Source organism: Streptomyces hilarionis (assembly GCF_024539675.1).
Taxonomy (GTDB): Bacteria; Actinomycetota; Actinomycetes; order Streptomycetales; family Streptomycetaceae; genus Streptomyces; species Streptomyces hilarionis.
The window spans coordinates 15,912-29,222 of record NZ_JAHHIT010000120.1; the positions used below are offsets into that span (position 1 = coordinate 15,912).

Genomic DNA, 13,311 nt, shown 5'->3' on the forward strand with positions numbered 1-13,311 from the left:
TGCGACACTGTCGTACACACAGCTTGGTCCTGTGGAGCAGTTTGGAGTGCTCGCCACCCTGTCAAGGTGGAGGCCGCGGGTTCAAATCCCGTCAGGACCGCTGGAGTTCCTCGTGAACTCCTCGGCTGGGTAGCTCAGTTGGTACGAGCGACCGCCTGAAAAGCGGTAGGTCGCCGGTTCGACCCCGGCCCCAGCCACAGCACAGACCCCGATCCCCGGATCGGGGTCTTGTTGTATGCCCCGACGTGTGCGCCCCGGCGCAAAACGGTTCGCCACGGATTTCGCCGAGGTGCGATCCTGGTTCCCGTATGTCTACGCACCCTGCCCCCGCCCTCGGCGCCCTCGCCCCCCGCCTGGCCGAGCTGTCCCTGCGCGACGCGCACCGGCTCGGGCGCCGGCTCGAAGGCGCGCGCAAGATCCGCAAGCCGGAGGCCCGCGCCGCCGTCCTCGCCGAGATCGAGGCGGAGGTCACGAAGGCCGAGGAGCGGATGGCCGTCCGGCGCGGCCGTGTGCCCGCCGTCTCCTATCCCGAACAGCTGCCGGTCAGCCAGAAGAAGGACGAGATCGCGGCCGCCATCCGCGATCACCAGGTCGTCATCGTCGCCGGTGAGACGGGCTCCGGCAAGACCACCCAGATCCCCAAGATCTGCCTGGAGCTGGGCCGCGGCGTCCAGGGCATGATCGGCCACACCCAGCCCCGCCGGATCGCCGCGCGCACGGTCGCCGAACGCGTGGCGGAGGAGCTGCGCTCGCCGCTGGGCGAGGCCGTCGGCTGGAAGGTGCGCTTCACCGACCAGGTGAACCCGGACGCCACCTTCGTGAAGCTGATGACGGACGGCATCCTCCTCGCGGAGATCCAGACCGACCGCGAGCTGCGCGCCTACGACACGATCATCATCGACGAGGCCCACGAGCGGTCCCTCAACATCGACTTCCTGCTGGGCTACCTCGCCCAGCTGCTGCCCCGCCGCCCGGACCTCAAGGTCGTCATCACCTCCGCGACCATCGACCCCGAGCGTTTCTCCCGGCACTTCGGCGACGCCCCGATCGTGGAGGTCAGCGGGCGGACGTATCCGGTGGAGGTCCGCTACCGGCCGCTGCTCGAAGAGGACTCCGAGGACGCCGACCGCGACCAGATCACCGCGATCACGGACGCGGTGGAGGAGCTCATGGGCGAGGGGAAGGGCGACATCCTCGTCTTCCTCTCCGGCGAGCGGGAGATCCGCGACACGGCCGACGCGCTGGAGAAGAAGAAGTTCCGGTTCACGGAGGTGCTGCCCCTCTACGCCCGGCTCTCGCACGCCGAGCAGCACCGCGTCTTCCAGCAGCACACGGGCCGCAGGATCGTTCTGGCGACGAACGTGGCCGAGACGTCCCTGACCGTCCCCGGCATCAAGTACGTCATCGACCCCGGCTTCGCCCGCATCAGCCGCTACAGCCACCGCACCAAGGTGCAGCGGCTGCCCATCGAGCCGATCTCGCAGGCCAGCGCCAACCAGCGCAAGGGCCGCTGCGGCCGCACCAGCGACGGCATCTGCATCCGGCTGTACGACGAGGACGACTTCCTGGCCCGTCCGGAGTTCACGGACGCCGAGATCCTGCGCACCAACCTGGCGAGCGTCATCCTTCAGATGACCGCGGCCGGCCTCGGCGACATCGAGAAGTTCCCGTTCATCGACCCGCCGGACCACCGCAACATCCGTGACGGCGTCCAGCTGCTCCAGGAGCTGAACGCGCTGGACCCGGCCGAGAAGGACCCGCGCAAGCGGCTCACCGAGACCGGCCGCAAGCTGGCCCAGCTGCCGGTCGACCCGCGGCTCGCCCGCATGGTCCTGGAGGCCGACAAGAACGGCTGCGTCCGCGAGGTCATGGTCATAGCCGCCGCGCTCTCCATCCAGGACCCGCGCGAGCGCCCGGCCGACAAGCAGACGCAGGCCGACCAGCAGCACGCCCGCTTCAAGGACGAGACCAGCGACTTCCTCGCCTACCTCAACCTGTGGCGGTACGTCCGCGAGCAGCAGAAGGAGCGCGGCTCCTCCTCCTTCCGTCGCATGTGCAAGCAGGAGTACCTCAACTTCCTGCGCATCCGTGAGTGGCAGGACATCTACACCCAGCTGCGCACGGTCGCCAAGCAGATGGGCATCCACCTCAACGAGGACGACGCCCCCGAGCAGAGCGTCCACGTGTCCCTCCTCGCCGGGCTGCTGTCGCACATCGGCATGAAGGACGTGAAGGACGGCAACAAGAACGAGTACCTGGGCGCGCGCAGCGCCAAGTTCGCGATCTTCCCGGGCTCGTCCCTGTTCAAGAAGCAGCCGCGCTTCGTGATGTCGGCGGAGCTGGTGGAGACGAGCAGGCTGTGGGCGCGCGTCAACGCGCGGATCGAGCCGGAGTGGGTCGAGCCGCTCGCCGGACACCTGCTGAAGCGCACGTACAGCGAGCCGCGCTGGGAGAAGGACCAGGCGGCCGTGATGGCCGACGAGAAGGTGACGCTGTACGGCGTGCCGATCATCGCCCAGCGGAAGGTCAACTACGGCCGCATCGACCCGGAGACGTGCCGGGACCTGTTCATCCGCAACGCGCTGGTGGAAGGCGACTGGCGCACGCACCACAAGTTCTTCGCCGACAACCGCCGGCTCCTCAGCGAGGTCGAGGAGCTGGAGCACCGGGCCCGTCGGCGGGACATCGTGGTCGACGACGAGACGCTGTTCGACTTCTACGACCAGCGCGTGCCCGACCACGTGGTGTCCGGCGCGCACTTCGACTCCTGGTGGAAGCACAAGCGGCACGAGCAGCCCGACTTCCTCGACTTCGAGCGCGAGATGCTCATCCGGGAGTCGGCGGAGGCGGTCACCAAGGCCGACTATCCCGACTCCTGGCGGCAGGGCCCGCTGAAGTTCCGCGTGACGTACCAGTTCGAGCCGGGCGCGGACGCGGACGGCGTGACCGTCCACATCCCGCTCCAGGTGCTCAACCAGGTCACGGACGAGGGCTTCGACTGGCAGATCCCCGGTCTGCGGGAAGAGGTCGTGACGGAGCTGATCCGGTCGCTCCCCAAGCCGATCCGCCGCAACTACGTGCCGGCCCCGAACTTCGCCCAGCGCTTCCTCGGCGTGGCGCAGCCCCTGGGCGAGCCGCTCACCACAGCCATGGCCCGCGAGCTCAAGCGGATGGTGGGCGTTCCCTTCGAGGCGGACGACTTCGACTGGTCGCGCCTGCCCGACCACCTGAAGATCACCTTCCGGATCGTCGACGAGCGGCGGCGCAAGCTGGCCGAGGACAAGGACCTGGAGGCCCTGAAGCTCCGGCTGCGGCCGAAGGCCAGGCAGGCCCTCTCCCAGGCGGCCGCCGCCACCGCCGAACGGCAGGGCGGCGAGGCCCTGGAGCGTTCGGGCCTGACGGACTGGACGATCGGCACGCTCACGCGCGTCTTCGAGACCCGCAGGGCGGGACAGCCGGTGAAGGCGTATCCGGCGCTGGTCGACGACGGCGACACCGTCTCGGTGCGGCTCTTCGACACGGAGGAGGAGCAGGCGGAGGCCATGTGGAAGGGCACCCGCCGGCTGATCCTGCGCAACATCCCGGTCAACCCGGCGAAGTTCGCATCCGAAAAGCTGACGAACGCCCAGAAGCTCGCGCTGTCCGCGAATCCGCACGGTTCGATCCAGGCGCTGTTCGACGACTGCGCGATGGCGGCGGCGGACCGGCTGATCGCCGACTTCGGCGGGCCGGCGTGGGACGAGGAGTCGTACCGGAAGCTCTACGAGAAGGTGCGCGCGGAGATCGTCGACACGACCGTGCGGACGGTCGCCCAGGTGCAGCAGGTGCTGGCCGCCTGGCAGGCCTGCGAACGCCGTCTGAAGGGCGTGCGCAGCCCGGTGCTGCTGGCGAACCTGGCGGACGTGCGCGGGCAGCTGGACGCCCTGGTGAAGCCCGGCTTCGTGACCTGGGCGGGGCTGCGCCGGCTGCCCGACCTGATGCGCTACCTGGTGGCCGCGGACCGGCGTCTGCAACAGATGCCGACCGGTGTGCAGCGTGACACCAGCCGCATGGAGAAGGTCCACGAGATGCAGGACGAATACGCGTGGCTGCTGGAGCAACTGCCGCCGGGCCGGCCGGTGCCCCGGCAGGTCCTGGACATCCGCTGGATGATCGAGGAGCTCCGGGTCAGCTATTTCGCCCACGCGCTGGGCACGGCGTACCCGGTGTCCGACAAGCGGATCGTGAAGGCGATCGACGCGGCCGCTCCGTGACGGGACGCGTACGCAGGGTGAGTTCGACCAGCGGGCTCACCCTCCTGTACAGTCCTTCTCGCAGCACAGCGCAACATCAAGTGCCGCGAAACCTGGTCCTGTGGAGCAGTTTGGAGTGCTCGCCACCCTGTCAAGGTGGAGGCCGCGGGTTCAAATCCCGTCAGGACCGCAGTGAAGACCGAAGGCCCGCTTCCCGCAAGGGAAGCGGGCCTTCGGCGTATAGCGCGCGGCAGGTCGGGGGCCCGGGTCGCCGGATCCGGGCCCCCCGGCGTCGCGTCGGCGTTCCCACGGCGCTCTTGACGGCGTCTCCTCGGGCCGGTACCCCAGAACCCAGGGCCCGTTCCGCGCGGCGCCCCGGCGGAGGTGGGGCATGACGACATCGGTCAGGCACGAGACGCGGGCGCTGCTCCGCGCGCATCTGTCGGCCGCGTCGTCGTATAGGCACCTGACCCGCCACTGCCCGATCTGCCACCGCATCCTGCGACTGGCGATGGACGGCGGCACACGGGGCGTCCAGGGCCCCGCGGCGACCGCGGAGGCCCTGGGGGACGAGAGCCGCGCCGACGGCCTGACGGCCTGACAGACGCCGTCCCGACGCCCGTTCGCGCCGTGGCACGGAACGCGGGCTTCCTCTAGTCGACCCGGGCCGACGGCAACAAGACTCGGGGCATGTGACGGGTGTCACTGCATGAGTTTTGGAAAAGCAGGTTCTTACCCCGCTCCTACAAGTGGTCAATTTAATATGTGCAATTGCACCACTCCGGAGGATGCCTCCCGGAACCCTCCCAGAGCCTCCCCAGACTCCGACAAGGGCGCTCACAGAGTCACCTGATACCGCCCACGAGGCGGCCCCAAGCGCACAAAAAAGATCGCGCTGGACCCGGCGGAGTCCAGCGCGATCGACGACGTTCCTTGGTGGCGAGGGGCCTGTTGGGGCAGGACCCACGTCGCTTGGAGCTATGTTCCGGGCGTCCGCACAGGTGGGGGAACCTGACGTGTTGCCCGGTTATTCACTTGTTCAGGCCTCGCTGCGCTGCTGCGGGATGCCCGCGAGCAGTGCGCGGACCTCAGCCTCGCGATAACGGCGGTGTCCGCCGAGCGTGCGGATCGACGTGAGCTTGCCGGCCTTCGCCCACCGCGTGACCGTCTTGGGGTCGACGCGGAACATCGTGGCAACCTCAGCCGGGGTCAGCAGCGGCTCAGCATCAGGGGTGCGAGCGGTCATGAGCGGCCTCCTCGGGAGAACCGAACCTTCTCGGTTCTTTCCTCTAAATTCTGCACCTTGACCCGCGTTGCCCGAAATGGCGGACGCGAGTCGAGTCGGTTATAGGACGAACGGCTTGTCCTCGGCACTACAACTACACCATCTGTCCAGCCGCGTCGGCCAAACCGATGGAATTGCCCCCCAGGTGTTCATCGGCGACGGAAGCCGATGGACCGTGCCATAGCGGACAGTCACGCCCCTGTGACGATCAGTCACAGGGGCGCTCAGGAGTCACGAGAACCCCCAAAGCAGTGCAATGCCGAGATTCCCCCCACGATGGAGCATAAGTAGGCGGACGGAGCCCTCCCCGGACTCCTTGTCCTATTTTGGCACGAGGAGGGGCAAGCGGCGCAAGGGCCGCGTACGTGCGGTCCGTCACCCTTGGGACATAAGCCCGGATCGGGACCTACGTCCCGTGAGTTCCGTGAAGTGCCGCTGACCGTACGCTGTTCGAGCGCTTCATGGCCGTGACGCGCGTCACTTCGGAAAGCGCTGTCGTATCTGTCACATCGTCAGTTCGCCGTCGCGGCCGCCCCGGCGAAGCCCGCGGAGCCCCACGGAACCGACGAATCCGACGAAACCCGAGGGCGCCCCACGAGGGCGGCGAGGGCGGCGAGGGCGGCGAGGGCGGCGAGGGGAGGACGCCTCAGTTCGCCGAACGCCGTTCCCGGACCGAACGCCACCGCTCCACGAGCCGCCCGTAGGCCTCGCCCGCCGCCTCGCCGTCGCCCCTTCGCAACGCCTCGACGCTGTCGGCCACGTCCTTCGCCGAGCGGTCGTCCTCCAGATCGCCGGCCGGCAGCACGTGCACCAGACCGCCGTAGTCCAGCTCCACCAGCGACCGCGGATGGAACTCCTCCAGCCAGCGGCCGACGTCCAGCAGGCCGTCCAGAAGCGGTCCCTCCTCGCCGGCGTCCTTCAGCGCGCGCAGCGACCGGGCCACCCGGCGGCGCGCCTGCACCATCGGCGTGCGGTAGCGCAGCACGGGAGCCACCTCCGCCGTCCCCTTCTCGTACTCCCGCTCCTCGTCGGCGACCAGCACGAACCAGTCGAGCGGCACCTGCCAGACCGCGGTGCGGATCCAGGGGCGGGCGTCGGGATTGCGCTCCAGCCACCGCTCGTGGTCCCTGGCGGCCTGCAACCGCACGACCTCGGGCAGCGCCGCGTCCAGGACCGGCTCGGGCAGTTCCTCCTCCAGCTCGGCCAGGGCGAGCCAGCCGCGCAGCCGGGTGCGCCACGGGCAGACGCAGAGCACGCCGTCCACCTCGGTCACGAACGCGTCGCCGCTCTCGTGCACCGGCACCGCGACCGGCGGGGTGGGCAGCAGGTCGGCCAGTGAGCGGCGCAGTTCGTCCTGGTAGGAGGGCAGCTCGGGGCGTCGCGCGTAGCGCGCCCAGTGGGAGCGCTCCGGCTCCGGGAAGGCGGCCAGCGGCTCGTACACGCGCAGATAGACCGCGTACGGAACGATCACCGAGGGCACCTGGGACACCCCTGCTCCCTCCCCCTTCGGCCGGCCGGGAAACCCTGCGATCGTCCCACGGCGGTACTCCACCAGAGGGTGATCCCCCACAGTGCGGGATCAGCGGGGCGCGCAGGCTCTACGCTCGTCCCACAGGCTCCGCCACCCTTACGGCGCCTGCGCCCCGACCGCCGCTAGTTACCCTGGAGTCACCACAGTGACCGACGTATCCGGCGCACCTGCTGATGTTCTGCACACCCTGTTCCACTCGGATCAGGGCGGCCATGAGCAAGTCGTGCTCTGCCAGGACCGTGCGACCGGCCTCAAGGCCGTCATCGCCCTCCACTCCACCGCTCTGGGCCCCGCCCTCGGCGGCACCCGCTTCTACCCGTACGCGACCGAGGCGGAGGCCGTCGCCGACGCGCTGAACCTCGCGCGCGGGATGTCCTACAAGAACGCCATGGCCGGGCTGGACCACGGCGGCGGCAAGGCCGTGATCATCGGTGACCCCGACGTCGTCAAGACGGAGGAGCTGCTGCTCGCGTACGGCCGCTTCGTGGCCTCGCTGGGCGGGCGGTACGTGACCGCCTGCGACGTCGGCACCTATGTGGCCGACATGGACGTCGTGGCGCGCGAGTGCCGCTGGACGACCGGGCGCTCGCCGGAGAACGGCGGCGCGGGCGACTCCTCCGTGCTGACCGCCTTCGGCGTCTACCAGGGCATGCGGGCGTCCGCGCAGCACCTGTGGGGCGACCCGTCGCTGCGGGACCGCACGGTCGGCGTCGCGGGGGTGGGCAAGGTCGGCCACCACCTGGTGGAGCACCTGCTGGCCGAGGGCGCCCGGGTCGTGATCACGGACGTCCGCGAGGAGGCGGTGCGCCGGATCGCCGACCGGCACCCCTCGGTGGAGGCGGTCGCCGACACCGAGCGGCTGATCACGCTGGACGGCCTCGACGTCTACGCCCCCTGCGCGCTCGGCGGGGCCCTGAACGACGACTCCGTGCCGGTGCTGACGGCGAAGATCGTCTGTGGTGCGGCGAACAACCAGCTGGCCCACCCGGGCGTCGAGAAGGACCTCGCCGACCGCGGGATCCTCTACGCGCCGGACTACGTGGTGAACGCCGGCGGGGTCATCCAGGTCGCCGACGAGCTGCACGGCTTCGACTTCGACCGGTGCAGGGCCAAGGCGGCGAAGATCTTCGACACGACGCTCGCGATCTTCGCACGTGCGAAGGCGGACGGGATTCCGCCGGCCGCGGCGGCCGACCGGATCGCCGAGCAGCGCATGCACGAGGCGGCCCGGGCGCACGCGGGCTGACGTCCGGAAGGGGGCGCCGTGAGGGCTCCGTGAAGGCTTCGCGACGCCCCGTCCCCGGGTTTCGGCGGTACCGGCCGGTGGAAAGTTGGAGAGAACTCTCACTCCTCCGGGCGGGTCGCCCGCCGATAAGTGGTTAAAATCGCCACTGACCAGCGAGGACGGGGCATGCCCAAGGGGCTGCGCACACGCGCGTGGTACGGGCGACGTACCGTACGGGCGTGGGCTCAGGTACCGTGGGAGCCCTACGACGGGCTCTCCAAGGAGAGGCCGTCCTGGATCATGAACGCGTGTCAACCTGGGGCCGTCGAGCCCCGTCGTTGAGGGGGTCGAGCCATGGGGCGCGGCCGGGCCAAGGCCAAGCAAGCGAAGGTCGCCCGCCAGCTGAAGTACAACAGCGGCGGGACTGATCTCTCACGCCTGGCCGAAGAGCTGGGCGCATCGCCATCGAACATTCCGCCGAACGGTCAACCGTTCGAGGATGATGACGATGAGCAAGACGACGACCCGTACGCACGGTACGCCGAGCTGTACGGGGACGACGACGAGGATGACGGCGAGGACTCCTCGCAACACCGTCGCGGCGCTTGACCTTGTACTGAGCACTCACCCGGTCGGTGACTTCGGTCACCGACCGGGTCTTGTGCTGCCTGCTCGGTCCGGCCGGCCCGGCGGCTCGCCGGACCGGTCCACCCGGTCGGGTCAGCTCGCGTAGTCGCCGACCAGCTCGGCTCCCGTGGCGTGCTCGCCACGGTCGGTGATCTCCCCCGCGACCCAGGCGTCGACGCCACGGTCGGCGAGGGTGGTCAGGGCGACGTCCACCGACTCCGCGGGCACGATCGCCATCATGCCCACCCCCATGTTCAGGGTCTTCTCCAGCTCCAGGCGCTCCACCGACCCGGTCCGGCCGACCAGGTCGAAGATCGGCCCCGGGGTCCAGCTGGAGCGCTCCACGCGCGCGTGGAGCCCGTCGGGGATCACGCGGGCCAGGTTGGCCGCGAGGCCTCCGCCGGTGATGTGGGAGAAGGCGTGCACGTCCGCCGTGCGGGTGAGCGCGAGGCAGTCCAGCGAGTAGATCTTGGTGGGCTCCAGGAGCTCCTCGCCGAGCGTGCGGCCGAGGTCGTCGACGCGCGCGTCCAGGGAGAGGCCGGCCTGGTTCAGCAGGACGTGCCGGACCAGCGAGTATCCGTTCGAGTGAAGTCCGGAGGCCGCCATGGCGATCACCGCGTCACCCGTGCGGATGCGGTCCGGGCCGAGCAGCCGGTCGGCCTCCACGACGCCCGTGCCGGCTCCGGCGACGTCGAAGTCGTCCTCGCCCAGCAGTCCCGGGTGTTCGGCCGTCTCGCCGCCGATCAGGGCGCACCCGGCCAGCACACAGCCCTCGGCGATGCCCTTGACGATGGCGGCGACCCGCTCGGGGTGGACCTTGCCGACGCAGATGTAGTCGGTCATGAACAGCGGTTCGGCGCCGCACACCACGATGTCGTCCATGACCATGGCGACCAGGTCGTGGCCGATCGTGTCGTACACGCCGAGCCGGCGCGCGATGTCGACCTTCGTGCCCACGCCGTCCGTGGCGGAGGCGAGGAGCGGGCGCTCGTACCGCTTGAGGGCGGAGGCGTCGAAGAGGCCGGCGAAGCCGCCGAGGCCGCCGAGGACCTCGGGGCGCTGCGTCTTCTTCACCCACTCCTTCATCAGCTCGACGGCGCGGTCGCCCGCTTCGATGTCGACGCCCGCGGCTGCGTAGCTGGCACCAGTTGTCTCAGACATGGCTAGTGAGAACCTTCGTGTCGTACGGCAGGTGTGGCGGGCCGTCTACGGGCGACGGATCGCGTCGGCGGCGGCCGTGGCGGCGGGCCCGGCTGCCAGTTCCGTCTCCAGGAGCTGCTTGCCGAGCAGCTCGGGGTCGGGGAGCTCCATCGGGTACTCGCCGTCGAAGCAGGCGCGGCAGAGGTTCGGCTTGGCGATGGTGGTCGCCTCGATCATGCCGTCGATGGAGATGTAGGCGAGGGAGTCGGCGCCCAGGGAGGTGCCGATCTCGTCGATGGTCATGCCGTTGGCGATGAGCTCCGCGCGCGTGGCGAAGTCGATACCGAAGAAGCAGGGCCACTTCACGGGCGGCGAGGAGATCCGGATGTGGACCTCGGCCGCGCCCGCCTCGCGGAGCATGCGAACCAGGGCGCGCTGCGTGTTGCCGCGCACGATCGAGTCGTCGACGACGACCAGACGCTTGCCCTTGATGACTTCCTTCAGCGGGTTCAGCTTCAGGCGGATGCCCAGCTGGCGGATGGTCTGCGAGGGCTGGATGAAGGTCCGGCCGACGTAGGCGTTCTTGACCAGACCCGCGCCGAAGGGGATGCCCGAGGCCTCCGCGTAGCCGATGGCGGCGGGGGTGCCCGACTCCGGGGTCGCTATCACCAGGTCGGCCTCGACCGGCGCTTCCTTGGCGAGCTTGCGGCCCATCTCCACGCGGGAGAGGTACACGTTGCGCCCGGCGATGTCGGTGTCCGGGCGGGCCAGGTAGACGTACTCGAAGACACAGCCCTTGGGCTTCGCTTCCGCGAACCGGGAGGTGCGCAGTCCGTTCTCGTCGATGGCGATGAACTCGCCGGGCTCGATCTCACGGACGTAGGCGGCGCCGCAGATGTCCAGGGCGGCGGACTCGGAGGCCACCACCCAGCCGCGCTCCAGGCGGCCGAGGACCAGCGGGCGGATGCCCTGCGGGTCGCGGCCGGCGTACAGGGTGTGCTCGTCCATGAAGACGAGCGAGAAGGCGCCCTTGACCTGCGGGAGGATCTGGTGGGCCGCCTCCTCGATGGTCAGCGGCTTGCCGTCCTCGTCGACCTGGGCCGCGAGCAGCGCGGTGAGCAGGTCGGTGTCGTTGGTCGCCGCGACGCGCGGGGAGCGGCCCTCCTGCTTGGGCAGGTCGGCGACCATCTCGGCGAGCTGGGCGGTGTTGACCAGGTTGCCGTTGTGGCCGAGCGCGATCGAACCGTGCGCGGTGGCGCGGAACGTCGGCTGCGCGTTCTCCCACACGGAGGCGCCGGTGGTCGAGTAGCGGGCGTGTCCGACCGCGATATGACCCTGGAGCGAACCGAGCGAGGTCTCGTCGAAGACCTGGGACACGAGGCCCATGTCCTTGAAGACGAGGATCTGGGAGCCGTTGCTGACCGCGATTCCCGCGGATTCCTGGCCCCGATGCTGGAGGGCGTAGAGCCCGAAGTAAGTGAGCTTGGCGACCTCTTCACCGGGAGCCCAGACCCCGAAGACGCCGCAAGCGTCCTGGGGGCCTTTCTCGCCGGGGAGCAGATCATGACTGAGTCGACCGTCACCACGTGGCACGCCTCCGAGTGTAGGCGAGGTCGACCACTGGTCCGAATTGGGGATACTCGCGGGTAACTGGATCACCCGTCGGCGGCCGTCGTGGTGGCCGGGCCGTTTACGCAGGTCAGATCGGCGTTTCGAGGATCCGGCGGCGGGCCGTGCGCGCCGCTCGCGCCGCCTCGCGGACCGATGTCGTGCGGGGGCGAGTGAGGTGTCGCACACCGATCGGGCCGGTGGCGCCGCCCGTCTCACGACCTGGTCAGCCGGACCAGGTCGCCGTCGGCCGTGCGGAGGGTCAGCGTGTCGCCCTTGACCGCGGTGGCCAGGGGGCCGTCGGCGAGGGCGCCGGCCAGCGTGCGCTCGAACGCCATGGGCCGGCCCGGGCAGGCCATCCTGGTCGCTCTGGCGTCGCCGAACCGGACGCTGCCTCCCTCGACGACGGCCGTGGCCGTGAACTCGTTGCAGCCGTAACTGCCGGCCGCCTTGCCGTCCGCGATCGTCAGATGGGCGCTGTCGGGCGCCCGCCGGGTCGCGCCGTCCGCGGTGACGCTGACGACGTTCCACCGCACGCCGGTCAGCGGCGGCTCGGCGCTCACCGAGGCGCTGCCGGGCCGCGGGGCGCCGGCCCGGTCGTCGCCGCAGGCCGCGGCGAGCGGGACGAGCAGCAGGACGGCGGCCAGGGCCGACGCCGACCGGGCGCGCCGCCCGTCGGTGCGCGAAGGACTGTGCCGGTACCGGTTCATGCGGGTTCGACGGGGCGGGCGGGGCGGTCGGTTCCCCCGCGGGGCCCCGGTCAGGCCATGAGCGGCAGGAGGGCCGCGAGGTCCGCCCGCTCCCCGCTCGCGTCGACCTTCGCCGCCTCGACGGCTTCCTGCCAGGTCACGCGGCCGGTGGCCAGCCGGATCCAGGTGAGCGGATCGGTCTCGACGACGTTGGGCGGAGTGCCCCGGGTGTGCCGGGGGCCCTGGACGCACTGGACGACGGCGAACGGCGGGATCCGCACCTCGGTCGCGCCGCCGGGGGCCTTGACCGCCAGGGCGTCGGCCAGCAGCCGGGTGGCGGCGGCCAGGGCCTGCCGGTCGTACGGGACGTCCAGGCCCGCCACGGCGTCGTTGAGGTCGTCGGTGTGGACGACGAGTTCGACGGTGCGGGTGACCAGGTAGTCGGCGAGGGTCATGGCGCCGGTGCGGGCGGCGAGGATCCGGTCGCCGGGGGCGTCGGCGAGAGCCGCGGCCAGCCGTTCCCCGGCGCGGGCGCACAGGGCGTCCGGATCGGGGTGGGCCGCGGCCAGGGCCAGGGTCCCGTCGAAGATGTCGGCGGCACGCGCCCCCGTGGCGAACGGCCAGTCGAGGAGGGCGAGATCCGCCGTCGCCGGCGCGTCCCGGTCGAGGTTGCGGCTGACGGTCTCCACCGCCATGGCCACGTGCGCCACCAGGTCCCGCACGGTCCAGCCGGGGAGCCGGGTGGGCAGGGCGAGCTGGTCCGGGGTGAGTGCGCCCGCGGCCCGCCGCACGTTCCCGAACTGCGCGAGGACGGCGGCGCGGATCTTGACGGGGTCGTAGGCGCGGGCGCGCTTCTTGGCCGGAGACATGGCGGTGAGCCTAGACCGGCGGGGGCGCGGGCCGGCCGGGCGGGCGGTGCGCGCGGAGGCGGCGCCGCGGAGGGGGCCGGTGGCGACGCCCCCGGGGCGCCGGAG

General features: G+C 70.6%; 10 protein-coding genes and 3 tRNA genes. 7 read left to right on the top strand and 6 right to left on the bottom strand.

The window, feature by feature from the left end:
- Positions 1 to 25: 25 nt before the first annotated feature.
- The 5 genes from KMS84_RS26910 to KMS84_RS26930 all read left to right on the top strand — a co-directional run bounded on the left by KMS84_RS26910 (position 26) and on the right by KMS84_RS26930 (position 4,833).
- A tRNA-Asp gene (locus KMS84_RS26910) sits at positions 26 to 100 on the top strand.
- A gap of 23 nt (positions 101 to 123) precedes the next feature.
- A tRNA-Phe gene (locus tag KMS84_RS26915) sits at positions 124 to 197 on the top strand.
- A gap of 111 nt (positions 198 to 308) precedes the next feature.
- Positions 309 to 4,253 (top strand): ATP-dependent RNA helicase HrpA, encoded by a 3,945-nt coding sequence (hrpA, locus tag KMS84_RS26920; RefSeq protein WP_256919040.1) that lies wholly within the window; start codon positions 309 to 311, stop codon positions 4,251 to 4,253.
- Positions 4,254 to 4,347: 94 nt separating this feature from the next.
- Positions 4,348 to 4,422: transfer RNA gene (locus KMS84_RS26925), tRNA-Asp, on the top strand.
- A gap of 201 nt (positions 4,423 to 4,623) precedes the next feature.
- Positions 4,624 to 4,833, top strand: a complete 210-nt coding sequence (locus tag KMS84_RS26930) for a DUF6274 family protein (protein ID WP_256919041.1) — start codon at positions 4,624 to 4,626, stop codon at positions 4,831 to 4,833.
- Positions 4,834 to 5,271: 438 nt separating this feature from the next.
- On the opposite strand, the gene bldC is transcribed toward KMS84_RS26930, so the two are convergent.
- On the bottom strand, positions 5,272 to 5,478 hold the full coding sequence (gene bldC, locus KMS84_RS26935; RefSeq protein ID WP_003949541.1) for a developmental transcriptional regulator BldC: 207 nt from the start codon (positions 5,476 to 5,478) through the stop codon (positions 5,272 to 5,274).
- A gap of 685 nt (positions 5,479 to 6,163) precedes the next feature.
- Positions 6,164 to 7,006, bottom strand: a complete 843-nt coding sequence (locus KMS84_RS26940) for a DUF8083 family protein (RefSeq protein ID WP_256919042.1) — start codon at positions 7,004 to 7,006, stop codon at positions 6,164 to 6,166.
- Positions 7,007 to 7,193: 187 nt separating this feature from the next.
- On the opposite strand from KMS84_RS26940, the gene KMS84_RS26945 reads away from it, so the two are divergent.
- Both KMS84_RS26945 and KMS84_RS26950 read left to right on the top strand, forming a co-directional pair.
- On the top strand, positions 7,194 to 8,294 hold the full coding sequence (locus KMS84_RS26945) for a Leu/Phe/Val dehydrogenase (protein ID WP_256919043.1): 1,101 nt from the start codon (positions 7,194 to 7,196) through the stop codon (positions 8,292 to 8,294).
- Between the two features lie 333 nt (positions 8,295 to 8,627).
- Positions 8,628 to 8,882 (top strand): DUF3073 domain-containing protein, encoded by a 255-nt coding sequence (locus tag KMS84_RS26950; protein ID WP_057576334.1) that lies wholly within the window; start codon positions 8,628 to 8,630, stop codon positions 8,880 to 8,882.
- A 111-nt stretch (positions 8,883 to 8,993) separates the two neighbouring features.
- On the opposite strand, the gene purM is transcribed toward KMS84_RS26950, so the two are convergent.
- From purM to KMS84_RS26970, 4 genes are all read right to left on the bottom strand, one after another.
- Complete coding sequence (gene purM / locus KMS84_RS26955) at positions 8,994 to 10,061, bottom strand: phosphoribosylformylglycinamidine cyclo-ligase (protein WP_256919044.1); 1,068 nt, start codon at positions 10,059 to 10,061, stop codon at positions 8,994 to 8,996.
- 45 nt (positions 10,062 to 10,106) lie between these two features.
- Positions 10,107 to 11,633 carry an amidophosphoribosyltransferase gene (gene purF, locus KMS84_RS26960; protein ID WP_256919045.1) on the bottom strand — a complete coding sequence of 509 codons (1,527 nt, stop codon included), beginning with the start codon at positions 11,631 to 11,633 and terminating at the stop codon, positions 10,107 to 10,109.
- A gap of 230 nt (positions 11,634 to 11,863) precedes the next feature.
- Positions 11,864 to 12,358: an META domain-containing protein gene (locus KMS84_RS26965; protein WP_256919046.1), complete on the bottom strand. Its 495-nt coding sequence runs from the start codon at positions 12,356 to 12,358 to the stop codon at positions 11,864 to 11,866.
- A 50-nt stretch (positions 12,359 to 12,408) separates the two neighbouring features.
- On the bottom strand, positions 12,409 to 13,206 hold the full coding sequence (locus KMS84_RS26970) for a maleylpyruvate isomerase family mycothiol-dependent enzyme (protein WP_256919047.1): 798 nt from the start codon (positions 13,204 to 13,206) through the stop codon (positions 12,409 to 12,411).
- Positions 13,207 to 13,311 lie beyond the last annotated feature (105 nt).